19 protein-coding genes and 2 pseudogenes are annotated in these 19,103 nt (G+C 68.2%); 8 read left to right on the top strand and 13 right to left on the bottom strand.

The genetic code is table 11. The annotated features are described in order from the left end of the window. Positions 1-69 precede the first annotated feature (69 nt). On the bottom strand, positions 70-372 hold the full coding sequence (locus ACJH71_RS14465) for a hypothetical protein (RefSeq protein ID WP_406758696.1): 303 nt from the start codon (positions 370-372) through the stop codon (positions 70-72). After that, on the bottom strand, positions 369-1,241 hold the full coding sequence (gene mca / locus ACJH71_RS14460) for a mycothiol conjugate amidase Mca (protein ID WP_406758695.1): 873 nt from the start codon (positions 1,239-1,241) through the stop codon (positions 369-371). The genes ACJH71_RS14465 and mca overlap by 4 nt, the downstream gene beginning before the upstream one ends. A gap of 155 nt (positions 1,242-1,396) precedes the next feature. Between mca and ACJH71_RS14455 the strand changes: the two genes are divergently transcribed. Together ACJH71_RS14455 and greA are read left to right on the top strand one after the other, a co-directional pair. Beyond that, positions 1,397-1,819: a DUF4307 domain-containing protein gene (locus ACJH71_RS14455; RefSeq protein ID WP_406758694.1), complete on the top strand. Its 423-nt coding sequence runs from the start codon at positions 1,397-1,399 to the stop codon at positions 1,817-1,819. Positions 1,820-1,940: 121 nt separating this feature from the next. Then, entirely contained in the window at positions 1,941-2,435 is a 495-nt protein-coding gene (gene greA / locus ACJH71_RS14450) for a transcription elongation factor GreA (protein ID WP_308485921.1), read from the top strand. 24 nt (positions 2,436-2,459) lie between these two features. On the opposite strand, the gene ACJH71_RS14445 is transcribed toward greA, so the two are convergent. The 4 genes from ACJH71_RS14445 to ACJH71_RS14430 all read right to left on the bottom strand — a co-directional run bounded on the left by ACJH71_RS14445 (position 2,460) and on the right by ACJH71_RS14430 (position 6,943). Beyond that, the gene (locus ACJH71_RS14445; protein WP_406758693.1) at positions 2,460-3,620 is read right to left on the bottom strand and encodes a cystathionine gamma-synthase; all 1,161 of its coding nucleotides are present in this window, start codon (positions 3,618-3,620) and stop codon (positions 2,460-2,462) included. Further along, complete coding sequence (locus tag ACJH71_RS14440) at positions 3,617-4,336, bottom strand: RDD family protein (protein WP_406758692.1); 720 nt, start codon at positions 4,334-4,336, stop codon at positions 3,617-3,619. Before ACJH71_RS14440 ends, ACJH71_RS14445 begins: the two co-directional genes overlap by 4 nt. A gap of 67 nt (positions 4,337-4,403) precedes the next feature. Continuing rightward, the gene (locus ACJH71_RS14435) at positions 4,404-5,798 is read right to left on the bottom strand and encodes a cystathionine beta-synthase (protein ID WP_406758853.1); all 1,395 of its coding nucleotides are present in this window, start codon (positions 5,796-5,798) and stop codon (positions 4,404-4,406) included. Between the two features lie 92 nt (positions 5,799-5,890). Further along, positions 5,891-6,943: an alpha/beta hydrolase gene (locus tag ACJH71_RS14430; RefSeq protein ID WP_406758691.1), complete on the bottom strand. Its 1,053-nt coding sequence runs from the start codon at positions 6,941-6,943 to the stop codon at positions 5,891-5,893. Positions 6,944-7,125: 182 nt separating this feature from the next. On the opposite strand from ACJH71_RS14430, the gene ACJH71_RS14425 reads away from it, so the two are divergent. Both ACJH71_RS14425 and ACJH71_RS14420 read left to right on the top strand, forming a co-directional pair. Continuing rightward, positions 7,126-7,980 (top strand): SGNH/GDSL hydrolase family protein, encoded by an 855-nt coding sequence (locus ACJH71_RS14425; protein WP_406758690.1) that lies wholly within the window; start codon positions 7,126-7,128, stop codon positions 7,978-7,980. 36 nt (positions 7,981-8,016) lie between these two features. Beyond that, the gene (locus ACJH71_RS14420; RefSeq protein ID WP_406758689.1) at positions 8,017-9,234 is read left to right on the top strand and encodes an acetyl-CoA C-acetyltransferase; all 1,218 of its coding nucleotides are present in this window, start codon (positions 8,017-8,019) and stop codon (positions 9,232-9,234) included. Positions 9,235-9,294: 60 nt separating this feature from the next. Here the strand turns inward: ACJH71_RS14420 and ACJH71_RS14415 are convergent. Next, positions 9,295-9,862, bottom strand: a pseudogene (locus tag ACJH71_RS14415) (hypothetical protein). 110 nt (positions 9,863-9,972) lie between these two features. After that, complete coding sequence (locus ACJH71_RS14410; protein ID WP_406758688.1) at positions 9,973-10,824, bottom strand: Bax inhibitor-1/YccA family protein; 852 nt, start codon at positions 10,822-10,824, stop codon at positions 9,973-9,975. Positions 10,825-10,982: 158 nt separating this feature from the next. On the opposite strand from ACJH71_RS14410, the gene ACJH71_RS14405 reads away from it, so the two are divergent. From ACJH71_RS14405 to ACJH71_RS14395, 3 genes are read left to right on the top strand one after another with little or no spacing between them, the layout of a single operon-like run. Further along, positions 10,983-12,020 (top strand): enoyl-CoA hydratase/isomerase family protein, encoded by a 1,038-nt coding sequence (locus ACJH71_RS14405; RefSeq protein WP_406758687.1) that lies wholly within the window; start codon positions 10,983-10,985, stop codon positions 12,018-12,020. Positions 12,021-12,029: 9 nt separating this feature from the next. After that, positions 12,030-12,803: an enoyl-CoA hydratase gene (locus ACJH71_RS14400; RefSeq protein WP_406758686.1), complete on the top strand. Its 774-nt coding sequence runs from the start codon at positions 12,030-12,032 to the stop codon at positions 12,801-12,803. Positions 12,804-12,814: 11 nt separating this feature from the next. Then, a complete protein-coding gene (locus tag ACJH71_RS14395; RefSeq protein WP_406758685.1) occupies positions 12,815-14,515 on the top strand; it encodes an alpha/beta hydrolase in 1,701 nt (566 codons plus the stop codon). Here the strand turns inward: ACJH71_RS14395 and ACJH71_RS14390 are convergent. Further along, a pseudogene (locus ACJH71_RS14390) lies at positions 14,516-14,923 on the bottom strand (rhodanese-like domain-containing protein); the annotation flags it as partial. Further along, positions 14,920-15,465 carry a cysteine dioxygenase gene (locus ACJH71_RS14385; protein ID WP_406758684.1) on the bottom strand — a complete coding sequence of 182 codons (546 nt, stop codon included), beginning with the start codon at positions 15,463-15,465 and terminating at the stop codon, positions 14,920-14,922. The gene ACJH71_RS14385 and the pseudogene ACJH71_RS14390, both read right to left, overlap by 4 nt. Before the next feature lie 279 nt (positions 15,466-15,744). Between ACJH71_RS14385 and ACJH71_RS14380 the strand changes: the two genes are divergently transcribed. Then, a complete protein-coding gene (locus tag ACJH71_RS14380; RefSeq protein WP_406758683.1) occupies positions 15,745-16,794 on the top strand; it encodes a patatin-like phospholipase family protein in 1,050 nt (349 codons plus the stop codon). A 56-nt stretch (positions 16,795-16,850) separates the two neighbouring features. Here ACJH71_RS14380 and ACJH71_RS14375 read toward each other — a convergent pair whose 3' ends face one another. The 3 genes from ACJH71_RS14375 to ACJH71_RS14365 are packed head-to-tail and all read right to left on the bottom strand — an operon-like array spanning position 16,851 to position 19,089. Beyond that, entirely contained in the window at positions 16,851-17,684 is an 834-nt protein-coding gene (locus tag ACJH71_RS14375; protein WP_406758682.1) for a patatin-like phospholipase family protein, read from the bottom strand. Continuing rightward, complete coding sequence (locus ACJH71_RS14370; RefSeq protein ID WP_406758681.1) at positions 17,681-18,556, bottom strand: class II glutamine amidotransferase; 876 nt, start codon at positions 18,554-18,556, stop codon at positions 17,681-17,683. The genes ACJH71_RS14375 and ACJH71_RS14370 overlap by 4 nt, the downstream gene beginning before the upstream one ends. 8 nt (positions 18,557-18,564) lie before the next feature. Beyond that, complete coding sequence (locus tag ACJH71_RS14365; RefSeq protein WP_406758680.1) at positions 18,565-19,089, bottom strand: SRPBCC family protein; 525 nt, start codon at positions 19,087-19,089, stop codon at positions 18,565-18,567. Positions 19,090-19,103 lie beyond the last annotated feature (14 nt).

Here is a 19,103-nt window from a genome sequence, read left to right as displayed (position 1 = left end):
GCGACGAAACCCCAAGGGGCAAAGGTTAATCCGGCAGTCGCATGTGCGAAACCCGGCGTTGGGGAGCTGTTAGCTCGACGACTGCTGCGACGCTGAGCCCGGCCCGTCATCGCCCGGGAGATCGCCGGACGAAGCGGACCCGACGGTCCCCTCGTCGGCGGCTTGGTCCGCGGCGGGGTCCTCCCGGTCGAACGATTCCGGCAACTTCTTGAGCTGCCGGTTCATCGACCACACCAGCGCGAACGTGCCGAGCATCAGCAGCACGATGACCAGCAGCCCGAACGGGCTGGCCTTGCCGAAATCCGGCCCGGTGTCGCGCGGCACGCCGTCGTCGGCGGCCATCCACAGCACAGTCAGCACAGCGTGGTTCATCCGTTGTCCTCGATCCCGGCGAACAGGTCCGTCTCCGGCAGAGTAACCGGCACCCGAGACCGGGCCAGCTCGAACTCCTCGGTCGGCCAGAGTCGCTGCTGCCACTCGATCGGCGCGGCGAAGAAGTCGCCGTTGGGGTCGATCTGGGTGGCGTGCGCGCGCAGCGCGTCGTCGCGCTGGCTGAAGTATTCGGCGCATTCGACACGGGTGGTCACCCGGTCGGCGAACACGTCGTGGTCGGGCTGCCAGTGTTCCAGCCATTTGGCGAACGGGCCCACCTCGCCGTTGCGGGCGAACTCGTCCTGCAGTAGCTGCATCCGTTGCCGCAGGAACCCGTGGTTGTAGTAGAGCTTGGCCACGGACCAGGGCTCACCGGCGTCGGGAAAACGTCGATGGTCGCCTGCCGCCTCGAACGCGGCCAGCGACACCTGGTGGCAACGGATGTGATCGGGGTGCGGATAGCCGCCGTTCTCGTCGTACGTGGTCATCACGTGCGGACGGAACGTGCGCACCGCCCGCACCAGGGCTTCGGTGGACACCTCCAGGGGCACCAGCGCGAAGCAGTCCTCCGGCAGCGGCGGCAGCGGGTCGCCCTTGGGCAGACCGGAGTCGACGAATCCCAGCCAGTGGTGTTCGACCCCGAGGATCTCGGCGGCCTTGGCCATCTCGTCGCGACGCACGTCGGCGATACGGCCGTGCACGTCGGGCAGGTCCATCGCCGGGTTGAGGATGTCGCCGCGCTCGCCACCGGTCAGCGTCACCACCATCACCCGGTGCCCAGCGGCGGTGTAGCGGGCCACCGTGGCCGCGCCCTTGCTGGACTCGTCGTCGGGGTGGGCGTGCACCGCCATCAGCCGCAGTCCACTCATGCGCACATTCCCCGTTCCCTCCAGGTTCCTCCTGCCGGAACTCCGGACCGGACGCCTATAGTTCCAGATGGTTTCCGGCCCCCATCGTTACACCACCTGCGGCGGGCGCGGTAACCGCTCCCGACTCCACCGGCGACCATGGGACACACCTGACGATGACCGACTCCAAGCCGGCCCGTTACGGGGATACCCGGGGCAGTGCCCTGCCCCGTCGACTGCTGGCGATCGCACTGGCTGCACTGGCGATCGCCACCGTCGCCGCCATCGCGGTGGTGGGCTACCAGCGCTTCGCAACCGCCGAGGTCAAGGGCGAGCTGTACGGCTACGAGGTGCTCGACGACCAGACGGTCAAGGTTAGGTTCAGCGTGACTCGATCCGAGCCGTCGCGCCCCGCGGCGTGCATCGTGCGAGTTCGGTCCAGCGACGGCAGCGAGACTGGCCGCCGCGAAGTGCTGATCCCGCCGTCGGAGTCGGCCACCGTACAGGTGACGACGACGCTGAAATCTTCCCAGCCACCTGTCATGGGAGACGTCTACGGTTGCGGCAGCGACGTCCCGGATTACCTACGATTGCCGTGATGCCGCGGTGGTACCCTGTACGGATACACGGTTCCAGCTGGGACCGTGTATTGCTGCATTAGAACGATGTCGCCCCGCTGCCCGACGGCGCCGGATCCGACGACACAAGGAGCACAGTGAGATGACGGACACCCAGGTGACCTGGTTGACGCAGGAGTCACACGACCGGCTCAAGGCGGAGCTGGACCAGCTGATCGCGAACCGTCCGGTGATCGCCGCGGAGATCAACGACCGCCGCGAAGAGGGCGACCTGCGCGAGAACGGCGGTTATCACGCCGCACGCGAGGAGCAGGGCCAGCAGGAGGCCCGCATCCGCCAGCTGCAGGAGTTGCTCAACAACGCCAAGGTCGGCGAGGCCCCGACGCAGTCCGGCGTGGCACTGCCGGGCTCGGTGGTCAAGGTCTTCTACGACGGCGACAAATCCGACACCGAGACCTTCCTGATCGCCACACGCCAGGAGGGCGTCAGCGACGACAAGCTCGAGGTGTACTCACCGAACTCGCCGCTCGGCCACGCCCTGCTCGGCGCCAAGGTGGACGAGGAGCGCAGCTACACGGTGCCCAGCGGCAAGACCGTCAAGGTGACCCTGGTCAGCGCGGAGCCCTACCACTCCTGAGCCCCGCAGCGGGGGCTGGTCGCTTCAGTCCAGCGCCTGCTTCAGATCGGCGATCAGGTCGTCGATGTCCTCGATACCCACCGACAGGCGCACCAAGTCGTCGGGAACCTCGAGTTGCGAGCCCGCCGTCGACGCATGCGTCATCGCGCCGGGTAGTTCGATCAGCGACTCCACGCCGCCCAGCGACTCGGCCAGGATGAAGATCTCGGTTCCGGCGCACAGCTTCTCGGCGGCGGCCCGACCACCACGCATCCGGACCGACACCATGCCGCCGAATCCGCGCATCTGCGCCGCGGCGACATCGTGGCCGGGGTGCTCCGGCAGCCCCGGATAGAGCACTCGACTCACCGCGGGATGGCCGTTGAGGAATTCGGCGACCGCGGCGGCGTTCTCGCTGTGCCGCTGCATGCGTAGCACCAACGTCTTCAAGCCGCGCAGGGTCAGGTAGGCGTCAAAGGGGCCAGGTACGGCCCCCGCTCCGTTCTGCAGGAACGCGAAAGCCGCATCCAGCTCTTCGTCGTCGGTGACCAGCGCACCGCCCACCACGTCGGAGTGTCCGCCGATGTACTTGGTGGTCGAATGCAGCACCACGTCGGCGCCCAGCGTCAACGGTTGTTGCAATGCAGGCGAGGCGAAGGTGTTGTCCACCAGCACCTTTGCGCCGGCTTCTTTGCCGATGGCCGCGATGCCCGCGATGTCGGCGATCGACAGCAGCGGGTTGGTGGGGGTTTCCACCCAGATCAGCCTGGTCTTGTCGGTGAGCGCCGCACGGACCGCGTCCAGGTCGGACAGCGCCACCGGGGTGTGCGCCACACCCCACAGGGTGAAGACCTTGTCGATCAGCCGGAAGGTACCGCCGTAGGCGTCGTCGGGAATGATCAGGTGATCGCCGGGGCGCAGGATCGCCCGCAACGCGCAGTCCGTGGCGGCCATCCCTGACGCGAACGCCCGGCCGAACCGGCCGCGCTCCACCGCGGCCAGCGCGTTCTCCAGCGCGGCCCGGGTCGGATTGCCGGTCCGCGCATATTCGTATCCGCCGCGCAGACCACCGACGCCGTCCTGGGCGAAGGTGCTGCTGGCGTAGATCGGTGCGTTGACGGCCCCGGTTGCCGGGTCCGGACGGAATCCGGCGTGGATCGCCGTGGTGGACAGGCCCTTATTGCTGTGCGATTGGTTCTGGCTCAACGGATCGGCAGGCAGACGGTGGTCATGATCTTGTCGGCGATCGTCTGGCGTTTGGCGTCCCACAGCGGGAACAGGTAGCCGATGCACAAGATCGCGCCGTCGATGATGTGTGCCAACTGGCGCACGATCGACATCCCGAACCCGATGGGCTGACCGGTCTGCTCGGAGACCACCTTGAACTTCAGCACTGACTTACCGATGCTCGATCCGGTGGTGCCCTGCCGATAACCGAAGTTCCAGATCCCGTAGGCGAGCGCCGCCAACCAGCCCACGAACATCAGTGCCGCGCCGGTGCTCGACGGCGTGACCGTGCAGGCGAATCCGTCGGAGCTGGTGATGCACTCCTTGTCGGCGGTGGTTCCGGCGATCATCGACGGAATGCCATAGAGCACCAGGATCGGCAGGAAGTCGACGAAGTAGGCGCCGACGCGAGTCAGCCACGAGGTGTACGCCGTTTGCGGCAGCTGACCCACTGGAGTACCGGCCGCACCCGGGTACGCGCCGTAGCCCGGAGGGGCCGGCGGGTAGTTACCCGGAGGCGGCGGAGGGTAGTTGCCCGGAGGCGGCGGGGGATAGCTCCCGGGCGGCGGGGGCGGGTAGTTGCCCGGGGGCGGCGGGTAGTTGCCGGGAGGCGGCGGAGGGTAGTTGCCCTGCGACGGGAAGTCACCGGACGGGGGTGGGTAGTTGCCCTGCGGGGGCTGCGGAAAGTCGGTCATCTCCACCCTTTCGGGTCGTGTCGGTGAACGGTCCAAACGCTACCGCAGGACAGTGAACGTCAAGCCCTTATCGACGGCGTGGCCCGTCGGACAAAAAGCCCAACAGGTCGTGGCGGGTGATGACGCCCACAGGTTTGCCGTCCTCGACCACCATCACCGCGTCGACGTCGGCCAGGGCGGTGGCGGCGACGCCGACGACCTCGCCGGATCCGATCAGCGGCAGCGGCGGGCCCATGTGCTGCGACACCGCGTCGGCCAGCTTCGCGCGGCCCTCGAACACCGCGGAGAGCAGATCGCGTTCGGACACGCTGCCGGCCACTTCGCCGGCCATCACCGGCGGTTCGGCGCCGACGACGGGCATCTGCGACACCCCGTACTCCCGCAGGATCCCGATGGCGTCGCGCAGCGTCTCGGCCGGGTGGGTGTGGACCAGGTCCGGCAGCACCCCCGCCTTGGCCCGCAGCACATCGGCGACCGTGGGCTGCACCGTCGAACCGTCCAGCCGGGACCGCAGGAACCCGTAGGACGACATCCAGGAGTCGTTGAACAGCTTCGACATGTAGCCGCGGCCGCCGTCGGGCAGCAGGACGACGACGAGCGACTCGGGGCCGGCTTTGACGGCGGTCTCGACCGCCGCGACCACGGCCATCCCGCAGGAGCCGCCGACCAGCAACGCCTCTTCCCGGGCCAGGCGCCGGGTCATGTCGAACGAATCGGCATCGGAGACCGCAATGATGCCGTCGGGAATGCTCGGGTCGTAGGCGGCCGGCCAGAAGTCCTCGCCTACCCCTTCCACCAGGTACGGCCGGCCGGTCCCGCCGGAGTAGACCGAACCTTCGGGGTCTGCGCCGATGATCTGCACCCGGCCACCCGACACCTCTTTGAGGTAGCGGCCGGTGCCGGTGATGGTGCCGCCGGTCCCGATGCCAGCGACGAAATGGGTGACCTGGCCGTCCGTGTCGGTCCAGATTTCCGGACCGGTGGTCTCGTAGTGGCTCTCGGGGCCCGCCGGGTTGGAGTACTGGTCTGGCTTCCAGGCGCCGTCGATCTCCTCGACAAGCCGGTTGGAGACGCTGTAATAGCTGGCCGGGTCGTTCGGCGGTACCGCCGTCGGGCACACCACCACTTCGGCGCCGTAGGCCCGCAACACGTTCTGCTTGTCCTCACTGACCTTGTCCGGGCAGACGAACACGCACTTGTAGCCGCGGCGCTGGGCCACCAGCGCCAGGCCGACACCGGTGTTGCCGGAGGTGGGTTCGACGATGGTGCCGCCGGGCTTGAGCGCGCCGCTGGCCTCGGCGGCGTCGATCATCTTCACCGCGATGCGGTCCTTGGAGCTCGCACCCGGGTTGAGGTACTCGACTTTGGCCACCACCCGGCCGGCGCCGGGGGGAACGATCGAATTCAGCTCGACCAGGGGGGTGTTGCCGATGAGGTCACTGATGTGGCGCGCTATCCGCATGCCTGCCATCGTCTCAGGTTATTTGGCCGGGCGGTTCAGCGAGGCTCGACGGAGGAGAGCCGAAGCTCGAACCGCCTTATGAACCGGGCGGATCAACCGGTGGCTTCGCGGATGTATTCGCCGATCTGGCGCAGCGAACGAGTGGCCTCCGGCACGAACGGGGCGGCGATCTGGAAGACGTGAATCTGACCTGGCCACACTCGCAGCTCCACCGGGACACCGGCGGCCGCGAGCACCTTGGCCCCCAGCCGGGCGTCGTGCAGCAGCACCTCGGAACCCGAGACGTGGATCAAGGTCCGTGGAAGTCCGGGCTTTACGTGCTGTAGCGGCTCGAGGACGTCACTGCCGTGGGTGCGGTCGCGGCGGGCGGCCGCTTCCACCAGTTCCACCAACGCGTCAAATGCCTTGGGCGGGAACATGGCACCGGTGTGGATGTTGGGGTGTGCCTTCTTGGCTTCCTTGGCGATCTCCAGCAGCGGCGACATCGTGACGATCGCCGCGGGCATGTCTTCGTCGCCCTCCTCCAGCAACCGCTCGGCCAGCGCCAGCGAAAGGTAGCCGCCGGCCGAGTCGCCGGCCAGCACGATCTGGTCCGGTTGGTAACCCTGGCGGCGCAGCCAGCGGTAGCCGTCGTAACAGTCGTCCACGGCGTCGGCGATGGAGTACTTGGGAATCATCCGGTACTCCACCACCAGCACCGGGCTGTCGGCATACTTCGACAGCTTGGTGACGAGCCGGCCGTGGGTGTTGGCCCCGCAGGTCAGAAAGGCCCCGCCGTGCATGTAGAGCACGACGCGGCGGGTGCCGTCGGCGGGCAGGACGCCGGCGGCGCGCACCATCTGCGCCTTGCAGCGCGGCAGCCGGATGGTGGCGCGGATGGTGCCCGGCGCCGGCAGCATCGCCTTCGCGGCGAAGTCGAGCAGGCCGAACGGCCACGGCATCCGCGGTAGGTAGCTGCCGACCGAGAGAACGGGCCGAATGGTGGCCCGGGCCGCCAGCCACGCCAACCGTCCCTCGACGCTGGTCGACTCCTCGGCGACCTCGACGGGCAACCCATCATGACGACCGTAACGGTAGGGTCGCGGACTGGGGTACAAGCGACTGCGAACACGTAACGAGCTGGGAATTGTGTCGGGTGCGGTCATGATGGACACTCCCTCCAGCCGGCCCGGGCCGGCACAGCCAACGCGGTACCACGTATCGTCACACGCAGAAAATTGAGAAGAAATCTTACGATTCGTTCCGATGCAGCATCGGGTCCTCTTCGTGACCATATTTGTTTGCTGCACTCAGGTGACGTGGGCCTCCCTTCCCTAAAATCACAGGCATGGCGATCGGGGCAACGCGACGCTCAGCGGTCACGCTGACCACTGCGGGCGTGTTCGCTTTCAGCGGCACCCTCTACGTGGGTGTGCGCAATCTTCTGGCGGGCCAGGCCGACCGGGCCCGCCAGACCATCCCCAAGGCTTGGGGCCTTCCACCCCGTGCTGATGGTTTATACGGTCGCGACGACGCCGAAGTTCAGCCGTTTCACCGTGGGGAGAACGTCGATCTGCACCTGATGGTCTTCGGCGACTCCACCGCGACCGGCTACGGCTGCCTTTCCGCGGACGAGGTTCCCGGGGCGCTGATCGCCAAGGCGCTGGCGCAGCGCACCGGCTTGCGGATTCGGTTGAGCACCAAGGCAATTGTGGGCGCCACCTCCAAAGGCCTGGCCGGCCAAGTGGACGCGATGTTCGTCGCGGGCCCGCCACCGGACGTGGCGGTGATCATGATCGGCGCCAACGACATCACCGCGCTGCACAGCATCGCCGGCTCGGTGCAGCGACTGCGTGTCGCGGTGAAGCGGCTGCGCGCCAGCGGTGCGGTGGTGATCGTGGGCACCTGCCCGAAGTTCAGCGCGATCAGCGCGATACCGCGACCGCTGCGCTGGGTGGCGCACGCGAGGGCGTGCCAGCTGGCCCGGGCTCAGACCCTGGCGGTCAAGGCTGCCGGCGGGATCGCGGTGCCCTTCGCCGACTTTCGCGCACGGGAGTTCCATGACAGTCCCGGCCTGCTGTTCGCCGCGGACCAGTACCACCCGTCGGCGGCGGGCTACGCCCTGGCAGCGGGCCAAATGATCCCGGCGCTCTGCGCTGTGCTGGACCGGCCCGATTCCCGCGTGGTGGCCGCTTCGGGCTAGATTCGGCTCTATATACCCGATCTCAAGGAGCCTGAAGTGCCTGAAGCTGTAATCGTCTCAACTGCGCGTTCGCCGATCGGCCGGGCCGGTAAGGGATCCCTGGTCACCATGCGGCCCGACGACCTGGCCGCCCAGATGGTGCGCGCCGCCCTGGACAAGGTGCCCGCGCTGGACCCGCGCGAGATCGACGACCTGATGATGGGCTGCGGCCAGCCGGGCGGCGCCTCTGGCTACAACATCGGGCGCGTCGTCTCGGTGCTGCTCGGCTACGACTTCCTGCCCGGCACCACGGTGAACCGGTACTGCTCGTCGTCGCTGCAGACCACCCGGATGGCGTTCCACGCGATCAAGGCCGGCGAGGGTGACGCGTTCATCTCCGCCGGTGTGGAGACCGTCTCGCAGTTCGCGATCGGTGCCGCCGACGGCGCCCCGAACAGCAAGAACCCGCTGTTCAACGACGGGATCGCCCGCTCCGAGGCCGCCGCAGCCGGTGCCACCGAGTGGCACGACCCGCGCGGCGACGGCCTGCTGCCCGACGTCTACATCGCGATGGGCCAGACCGCCGAGAACGTGGTGCTGCACACCGGCATCAGCCGCGAGGACCAGGACCACTGGGGCGTGCGCAGCCAGAACCGCGCCGAGGAGGCCATCAACAGCGGCTTCTTCGCCCGCGAGATCTCGCCCGTGACGCTGCCCGACGGCACCGTGGTGAGCACCGACGACGGCCCGCGCGCCGGCACCACCTACGAGAAGATCAGCCAGCTCAAGCCGGTGTTCCGGCCCAACGGCACGATCACCGCCGGTAACGCCTGCCCGCTGAACGACGGCGCCGCCGCGGTGATCATCACCAGCGACACCAAGGCCAAGGAGCTGGGCCTGAAGCCGCTGGCCAGGATCGTGTCCACCGGGGTGTCGGGCCTGTCGCCGGAGATCATGGGCCTGGGCCCGATCGAGGCCGTCAAGAAGGCGCTGGCGAACGCGAAGATGTCGGTCTCCGACATCGACCTGTTCGAGATCAACGAGGCCTTCGCGGTGCAGGTGCTCGGCTCGGCCCGCGAGCTGGGCATCGACGAGGACAAGCTGAACGTGTCCGGCGGCGCGATCGCCCTGGGCCACCCGTTCGGTATGACCGGCGCCCGGATCACCGCCACCCTGCTGAACAACCTGGCCACCCACGACAAGCAGTTCGGCGTGGAGACCATGTGTGTCGGCGGCGGCCAGGGCATGGCCATGGTGGTCGAGCGGCTCTCCTGATTTCGTTGACTCTGCGCTCAGGGCGGGAAAGTTCGAGTAACCCCCGCCCTGGGCGCAGAGTCATTTTCGCCTCAGGGCGTCCCATGACTGGCGGACGCGTCGAACGACGTCGTAGCCCGGGTGTTCGGCAAGCACCGTGACGCGCGTCCAGCCCGCCTGCTGGATGTACTCCAGCCGCTCGACGTCCTTGACGAACTGTGGGCGGCTGGTGCGGTGCTGGTCGCCGTCTGGCGACCGCCTGATACAACGGACCGCGTCGGCCCAGGTCGAAAGCGGTGCGCTCGGGAGTGGTGGCGACGACGCCGCCAAGGTGCTGGGATTCGCCCTCCAGAATCAAGTCGGCACGGGTCTTGACGCCGTGCGGGGCCCGCGCGTTGCGCCAGATCAGTTCGACGATCGCGTCGTCGTCGACCCAGTTCGCGCCGTGCAGGGCGGCCGCGGCCAGGCCGCTGACGACCGCTTGGCGGTGCGACCACAACCAGGCGGCCTGGGTCCGGTGCAGGAGCGTGGGTTCGGCGGGCTTTTCCTGGTAGACGTTCGGCAGGACTGCGGTGTGGAACTGGCGCAGCTCATGGCGGCTCAAAGTTCCAGCAGCTAATGCCTCGCTACCGATGAATGGCTGTCCCATGTCGGCATGCTGCCCGGGGCCACCGACATAAAAAATGACTCTGCGCTGAGGGCGGGTGCTACTCGCACTTTCGCGCGCTCAGCGCAGAGTCAACGGGGAAAGCTAGCGGGTCACTCGCTCTGGAAGTAGCTGAGCAGACGCAGGATCTCCAGGTACAGCCAGACCAGGGTCACGGTCAGGCCGAGTGCGATACCCCAGGCGGCCTTCTCCGGCGCGCCGGCACGGATCAGCTGGTCGGCTGCGTCGAAGTCGATCAGGAAGCTGAACGCGGCGATACCGATGCACACCAGCGAGAAGATGATGGACAGCGTGCCGCCGCTGCGCAGGCCCAGGCCCTCGCCGCCGCCGACGCCGAACAGCGACAGCACCAGGTTGCCGATCATCAGGGCCAGCACACCGAACATGCCGGCGACAAGCATCCGGGTGAACTTCGGGGTGACGCGGATGGCGCCGGTCTTGTAGACGACCAGCATGCCGCCGAACACGCCGAGGGTCCCCATCACGGCCTGACCGATCATCGAGCCGGCGTTGCCGGTCCCCACGGTGAAGGCCGTCAGCACCCAGGAGATGGCACCGAGGAACAGGCCCTCGAGCACCGCGTAGCTGAGCACCACCGCCTTGTTGTCCTGCTTGCGGGCGAACATGGCGACCATGACCACGGCCAGACCGCCGAACGCACCGATGAAGGTCAGCGGCCCGGCCAGCGCTTGGTTGGCCGACACCATGAAGAAGGAGATGATCGCCGCCACGCTCAGCACGCCGAGCGTGATGCCGGTCTTGGTGACGACGTCATCAATGGTCAGCGGGCGAGTGACCTCCCGCTGCTGGTACTGCGCCAACGACGGGTCGACCTGGTAGGTCTGACTCATCTGCTGAGTGGCACCGGCCATACCGGTTCCGAACTGCGCGTAGCCGCCCTGTTTGGGCAACGAACGAAATACCGGGTTGCTGGTCTCCCGCACCGTCCCGATCCTCTCCTGGGGCTGTGAAGCTAAGGGTTTACGAATACTGAATCAACGTTTCCCGACTCGCCGGAGTTCCCGACGGCGTTCGGGCCGCTCTGCTGCCAAACCTTACCCGCGGATCAGTGACCGCGCGTAGGGATCTACATTGCGAAGGCGTGACAGGTGAATCTGACGAGGTCCTGGCCCGCGTTGACAACGGGGTCGGCCTGCTGACACTCAACCGTCCGAAGGCGATCAACTCGCTGAACCTTCCGATGGTGACCGCCATGACCGCGGCGCTGTCCAGCTGGGCCGAGGATCCGGCGGTCACGGCGGTGGTGCTCACCGGTGCCGGCGAGCGCGGACTGTGCGCCGGCGGCGACGTGGTCGCGATCTATCACAGCGCCAAAGCCGACGGCGCGGATGCGCGACAATTCTGGTACGACGAGTACCTGCTCAACGCGCAGATCGGCGGATACCCCAAGCCGTACGTGTCGTTGATGGACGGCATCGTGATGGGCGGCGGCGTCGGAGTCGGGGCGCACGCCAACACCCGGGTGGTCACCGACACCACCAAGATGGCCATGCCCGAGGTCGGTATCGGCTTCATCCCCGATGTCGGCGGCACCTATCTGCTCGCCCGCTCCCCCGGCCGGCTCGGTCTGCACGCCGCACTGACCGGCGCGCCGTTCTCCGGCCCGGATGCCATTGCGCTGGGCTTCGCCGACCACTACGTGCCGCACGCCGCGCTGGAGGCCTTCACCGCGGCGATCATCGCCGACGGGGTGGACAGTGCATTGGCAGCACACGCGGTCGAGGCGCCGCCGAGTCAGCTTGCCGCACACCGCGACTGGATCGACGAGTGCTACGCACACGACACCGTCGCCGAGATCGTGGCGGCGCTGGCCGGCCACGCCAGCCCCGACGCCAACGCCGCTGCCGAACTGATCGGCACCCGGTCCCCGGTCGCCTGCGCGGTGACATTGGAGGCGGTGCGCCGGGCGGGCCGGCTCGCCACCTTGGAAGACGTGCTGATCCAGGAATACCGGGTTTCCTGCGCGTCGCTGCGCTCGCATGATCTGGTGGAGGGCATCCGCGCCCAGTTGGTCGACAAGGACCGCAATCCGCAGTGGTCACCGGCGACGCTGGCCGAGGTGACCGCCGCCGACATCGAGACGTACTTCGTGCCCGCCGAACCCGACCTGACCTTTTAAGGAGAACCCATGACTTACGAAACCATTCTCGTCGACCGCGACGGCCGTGTCGGCACCATCACGTTGAACCGGCCGCAGGCACTCAACGCCCTCAACAGCCAGGTGATGGGCGAAGTCACCACCGCCGCAGCCGAATTCGACGCCGACCCGGGCATCGGGGCGATCATCATCACCGGCAGCGCCAAGGCGTTCGCCGCGGGAGCGGACATCAAGGAGATGGCCGATCTGAGTTTCGCCGAGGTGTTCGCCGCCGACTTCTTCGCCGCCTGGTCCAAGCTGGCTGCGGTGCGCACCCCGACCATCGCCGCGGTGGCCGGGCACGCCCTGGGCGGCGGCTGCGAACTGGCGATGATGTGCGACCTGCTGATCGCCGCCGACACCGCCAAGTTCGGCCAGCCGGAGATCAAGCTGGGTGTGCTGCCCGGCATGGGCGGCTCCCAGCGACTGACCCGGGCCATCGGCAAGGCCAAGGCCATGGACCTGATCTTGACCGGCCGCACCATCGATGCCGCCGAAGCCGAGCGCTCCGGGCTGGTGTCCCGCGTGGTGCCGGCCGACGACCTGCTGGCCGAGGCCGGCAAGGTCGCCGCCACCATCGCCGGGATGAGCCTGTCGGCGGCCCGGATGGCCAAGGAAGCCGTCAACCGGGCCTTCGAGTCCACCCTGGCCGAAGGACTGCTCTACGAGCGCCGCCTGTTCCACTCGGCGTTCGCCACCGAGGACCAGACCGAGGGCATGGCGGCCTTCACCGAGAAGCGCGCGCCGAACTTCACCCACCGCTGAGTCGATCTCCGATGAGCGCGACAGCCACCGACACCGCCACCGCGGAAACACCGCCGGAAGCGGCCGCGCGCGCACCCTGGTGGGTCCGGCACTACACGTTCACCGGCACCGCGGTGGGCCTGGTGTTCCTGTGGCTGTCGCTGACGCCGTCGCTGCTGCCGCGTGGGCCGCTGTTCCAGGGTTTGGTCAGCGGCGGCTCGGGCGCCATCGGCTATGCCCTGGGTGTGTTCAGCGTCTGGCTGGTCCGCTACATGCGCTCGAAGGACACCAGCCCGCCGGCCCCGCGGTGGGCCTGGCTGGTGCTCATCCCCGTCGCGGCGATCATCCATCTCTGGGTGGTGTGGACGATCCACGGCTGGCAGGACCAGATGCGCGACCTGATGGGTGTGCCGCGGCTGACTTGGTACAACTACCCGCAAGCCGGCGCGATAGCGGTGGTCACACTGTTCATCCTGGTCGAGATCGGCCAGCTGATCAGGCTGCTGATCCGCTTTCTGATGCGCCAGCTCGAACGCGTTGCGCCGCCGCGGGTTTCGGCCGTTGTCGCAGTGTCGTTACTGGTGACCCTGGTTGTGGCGGTGCTCAACGGCCTGGTGCTCAAGACCGCGATGCACGTCATGAACAGCACCTTCGCCTCGGTCAACGAGGAGACCAGCCCCGACCGGGCGGCCCCGTCGACCCGGCTGCGCTCCGGCGGGCCGGAGTCGCTGGCCTCCTGGGAGTCGCTCGGCCATCAGGGCCGCATCTTTGTGGCCAATGGACCGACCGTCGCCCAGCTCAGCGCGTTCAACGAGAAACCGGCCACCGAACCGATTAGGGCCTACGCCGGCCTGAATTCGGCCCACGGGATCAAGGAGACCGCGGAGCTGGCCGCGGCCGAGTTGGCCCGCACCGGTGGACTGAGCCGCGCGGTGGTGGCCGTGGCCACCACGACGGGCACCGGCTGGATCAACGAGGCGGAGGCCTCGGCCCTGGAATACATGTTCAACGGCGACACCGCGATCGTGAGCATGCAGTATTCGTTCCTGCCCAGCTGGCTGTCTTTCCTGGTCGACAAGGAGAACGCTCGCCAGGCCGGCCAGGCGCTGTTCGAAGCCGTCGACAAGCAGGTGCGGGCCCTGCCGGAGGCCAAGCGCCCCAAACTGGTGGTGTTCGGGGAAAGCCTCGGTTCCTTCGGCGGCGAAGCCTCCTTCATGAGCCTCAACAATGTGCTGGCCCGTACCGACGGTGCCCTGTTCTCCGGCCCGACGTTTCAGAACACCATCTGGACCGACCTGACCATCAACCGCGACCCCGGTTCCCCGCAGTGGCTGCCGATCTACCACGACGGCCGCGCCGTGCGGTTCGTGGCTCGCCCGGATGACCTGGCACGCCCCGACAACCCTTGGGGCGCACCGGATACGCCGCGGGTGGTGTACCTACAGCACGCCTCCGACCCGATCGCCTGGTGGCATCCCGATCTGCTGTACCACAAGCCGGACTGGCTGAAAGAGCCCCGCGGCTACGACGTGCTGCCGCAGGTGCGCTGGACTCCGATCGTGACGTTCCTGCAGGTCTCGGCCGACATGGCGGTGGCTATCGACGTGCCCGACGGCCATGGCCACAGCTACGTCGCCGACGCCGCCGACGCGTGGGCGGCGATCCTACATCCAGCGACGTGGACCCCGGACAAGACTGAACGGCTCCGCCCCCTGTTGCACTCCAACGCTTAGTCCGACCAGTGGGGCCGGCTCCACCAACTCCCCGACGGCGGCCAGGGCCTGATAGCCGCCGATGACGTCGGTGGCACGGTGTAGCCCCAAGTCCTGCAGGGCGGCCGCGGCCAGGCTCGAGGTGTAGCCCTGCGAGCACAGGATGACCCACTGCACGTCGTCGTCCACCGCTTGCGGCAGCCGCGCGTCGCTGGTCGGATCGCAGCGCCACTCCAGCACGTTGCGTTCGATCACCAGCGCTTCGGGCACTTGGCCTTCCTCCGCGCGCTGGGCCGCCGGCCGGATGTCGACCAGGTGTGCGCCATTGCGCAGCGCCTCGGGCACTTCATCGGCGGTCAGCCGGTGCAGCTTGGCGCGGGCGGCCTCCAACACCCGGTCGATGCGGCTGGTCACGTGCGTTGTGGTCATGACGCCTCCGGGTGCGAAGTGAGTTCGGTGCGCTGCCTACGCAAAGTATGGTCCTGCGAGACGTCGTAGTAGGACATTTCCACCAGTGGCGGCGAGTAGGCGTGCACGCTCAGCGTCGGGGCGGCCGGTTCGAACTGGTTTATCGGCGGCGCCCAGACCACATCGTGCACCCAGCCCTGGGTGAACGCGGCCTGGTCCCCCGCATCCAGCCGTCGCTGCGCCAGCTCGCGACCATTCCAATGGAACTCCTCCAACGAGCCGGACAACACGGTCAGCGCGCCGAGCGAGTCGCCGTGATCGTGCAGCTCGGTGGCGTGGCCCGGCACCCAGCTGATCAGCCAGATGTCGAGCCGATCGTCACCGTGGATTCGAGCGAACCAGCGCTGATCGTCGGGCAGCCCCGACTCGGGCAGCAAGTGGTTGTAGCGGCCTTGCAGCACCGCGTCGGCGGCCAGGTCGGTGGTCTGCAAGAGGTCGGGCAGGCGCAACGAGCGCGACCGCGAGGGTGAGCGCCGCAGCGCGATGGGATCAGCGATAACCATGGTGAGAACTCCAGAGAGGATGGGGTGGATTCAAGGAAGGGGTCGGCGGCAGCGTTCAGCTGCGGCAACAACAACCCCGGAACCCGACGTACTCCATCACAGCGGCCATGCTATGCGGGTGCGGCGCCGGCCGCATCGGCGGGTCGCCCAGAGTACGCACGTTTCCAGGCCCTCCCGGCGCGGCAATACCCGCCGTGACCTGCTGGTTCCTGTCGGTACTACGGTTGTAATCGCAATGACGGAAAGAACCGGCGCGGTATTGCCCGCAAAATGGTGGACATGACTTCTGCTGCGGAATCCCGCGCGGCCCGAGCACCCCGGGTGGCCCTGGTGCTCGGCAGCGGCGGTGCGCGCGGCTATGCCCACATCGGGGTGATCGCCGAGCTGCGCGACCGCGGCTACGACATCGTCGGGATCTCCGGATCGTCGATGGGTGCGCTGGTGGGTGGGCTGCAGGCCGCCGGACGACTCGATGACTTCGCCGAATGGGCCAAGTCGTTGACCCAGGGCGCGGTGCTGCGCCTGCTGGATCCCTCGTTCACCGCGGCCGGGGTGCTGCGGGCGGAGAAGATTCTCGATGTCGTCCGGGACATCTTGGGCGATATCGATATCGAAGAGCTGCCGGTCCCCTATACCGCTGTGGCGACCGATCTGATCGCGGGCAGATCGGTGTGGCTGCAGCGCGGGCCGGTCGATACGGCCATCCGCGCCTCGATCGCCATCCCCGGGGTGATCGCACCGCACGTGGTCGATGGGCGCCTGCTCGCCGACGGCGGCATCCTCGACCCGCTGCCGATGGCTCCGTTGAGCGCCGTCAACGCCGACCTGACGCTGGCGGTGAGCCTCAACGGCGGCGACCCGACCGCCGCCGGCCCGGCCGCCGAGGATTCCGAGCGAGACGTGCCGGCTGGTCGATTGAATCGCATGTGGCGCAGTACGTCTGCGCTGCTGGACACCAGCGGCGCACGCTCCCTGCTGGACCGGCCGACGGCACGGGCGATCCTGGACCGGTTCAGCAGCGGTGAGTCCGAGCCCGGCGGTTCAGCGAGTCTCGACGCAGGAGAGGCGAAGCTGGGACCACCGCATGGGCCCGGCGAGGACGAGGAGTCGGCCCCCGGGGTGCCCAAACTCGGCAGCTTCGAGGTGATGAACCGGACCATCGATATCGCCCAGGCGGCGCTGGCCCGCCATCAGCTCGCGTCGCACCCGCCCGATCTGCTCATCGAGGTGCCCCGCGTCGCCTGCCGCAGCCTGGACTTCCATCGCGCCGCCGAGTTGGTCGACGTCGGCCGGGAACTCGCCGCCCGCGCCCTCGACGCCGCGCTTTGACCCAATGGCGACGACCCGCAGCGCCCGACTCCGTCGCGCTTGCGATCGTCGCAGCCCTAGCCAGCCAAAAACTGGGCGATGGCGCCGGCTTGCCGTCGGCCCTGTTCGCGTCCGGCCTGCGCCGACGGCAACCGGCACGCCGGGTCGAGCGGATTGCCCCCGAAGGAGCGCAGCGCGTCATCGTCGGCCAGCACCGCGCACACTCGGCCCGCGAACGCCGCGATCTCCCCATCGACTCCGCCACCGGTGGGCACCAGCAGCACGGCCTCGTCGCAGTCGGCGGCCACATCGAGGTTGACCGTGCTGCGCACCCCGCCATCCATGTAGCGGTGCGTGCCGATCACCACCGGGGGCCAGGCGCCCGGCACCGCGCAACTGGCCGCCACCGCGTCGATGAGTTCCACACCGGAGTCGCGGTCGAAGACCGTCAGCTCCCCGGTGTCGATGTCGATCGCGGTGATCCGCAGCGTGCGCTCCGGCCAGTCGTGTGACGGCAGGCGGTCGGCGATGATCCCGCGCCGCACCGGTGCGGCAACGGTCTGCGCCGACAGGGCCACCGCGCCGATGCCCTGCAGTTTCTGCGCAGTGGTCGTGTTGGGCTCGGTGATTGCCGCCACGAACAGCTCGGTAAGCGCATCGGCACCGACCCCCGGATCGATCTCCGAGCAGGTCTGCGAAACCTGGCGGGCGAACAACTGCTCCAGGCTCAGCCCGCTGCCGATCTGGGCGGCCACCGCCGACCCGGCCGATGTCCCCACCAGCACAGCGGATTCCAGCAGTTCCCACGCGGCGTCGGGCGACTCGTCGGCGATGCCGCACAAGACGCCGGTCTCCCAGGCGATGCCCGCTACCCCACCGCCGCCGAGCACCAGGGCGCGTTTGACTGTCATGTCCGTCCATTCCATGGGTGTTGGGCCTCCTGGGCGGCGGCAGTAAGATCTTCCCGGCGCAGTTGCCGGGCGGGCGGATCGGGCAGCACCAATTGGCGGGTGATCCGCAGGCCCGCATCGACGTGCACCAGCTGGCCCGGCTCGATCGGTTCCCAGCGGGTGTCATCGTCCATCGGTTCGGTGGCGAACACTACCGCGGGTCGGCCGCGCAACTTCGCGGCATCGGCTCGAATCCGCTTGGTGCGCAATGTCAAACCTCCGGGCGCTGTGCCGTCTCGCCGGTCCAGGATGTAGAGCTCGTTGGGCAGGGGGTACCGCAGCGCCCACATGTCGGTGGAGGTGCTCAGCAGCAGATTGAGCGCGTAGATCGGCACGTTGGCGGCCAGCCACCGCACAGCGTCGACCAGGCCGCCCGTCACGTCGCCGCGCCGCGCCCGGATCGCGGCGGTGATGAGGGCGAAGATCCGTTCGGAGTCGGTATCGCCTCGCACCATGCCGTAGCCGTCGACTTCGCGCAGCCGCTGGTCAATCGCGGGAAGATCTTCGACAACGCCGTTGTGCGCGAAGATGCGGTTGTCCTGCAGGAACGGGTGAGTGTTGGCGACACTCCGAGCGCCGGTGGTGGCGTAGCGTACGTGCGCGACGAAGGTGGTGCCGGTCAGTTCATGTGCAGCGGTAGCGAATTCGGTGTCCTGCCACGCCGCGATCGGCTGCTTGCGCAGCTGCGATTGCCCGTAGCCGTCGAACACACCCAGGCCCGTGCCGTCGGGGTTGCGCCGGCTCTGTTCGGCCAGATTGTCCGCGGCGTCGAGCAGCCAGAACGTTGAGGTCACGACGCTGGTCCCGGCGTGCAGCCCGAAAAGTCGGCACATCGGCGGACTCAGCCCTCCAACAGGGCGGACAGTCGTGCCAAGGCCTGACGCGCGTAGCCCTTCCACAGCCAGCCGAGCACCGGCAGCACCGGCGCGGCCAGCCTGGACCGGGGGTGGATGACCCAGCTCCAGGTGACCGTGGTGCCCGAACCAGCGGGGGCGAACTGCCAGCGGCCCTCGACGTGGGCCACCAGCGGCGCCATCGGGCCGGTGATGTCGGTGAGCCGGTAGGCGAACGCCCGGGGTGGATCGACCTCGGTCAACTCCTCGCGCATGCTGCCGCCGCCGGTCAGTACCACCGTGCGGGTCTGCCCGACGCTCGCCCACTCACCGTGCTTATGCGGTGGTCCCAGCTTCGCCTCTCCTTCGTCGAGGCTCGCTGAACCACCGGTTTGGTCCCGGACCTCTTTGATCGGCGGGATAGGCCCGTACCAGCGGCGGAAGAGCTCCGGCAGCGGCAATGGCAGTGTTGCGGCGAATGCGTCGGCGACGGTCGCCGGTACCGTCCGAGACTGTTCGACAACCAGGGCCATCAGCCGAGGGTAGC

Origin of the sequence: Mycobacterium sp. SMC-15, from assembly GCF_045310925.1 — a bacterium.
GTDB lineage: Bacteria > Actinomycetota > Actinomycetes > Mycobacteriales > Mycobacteriaceae > Mycobacterium.
This window is presented reverse-complemented; position numbering and strand designations above follow the sequence as displayed.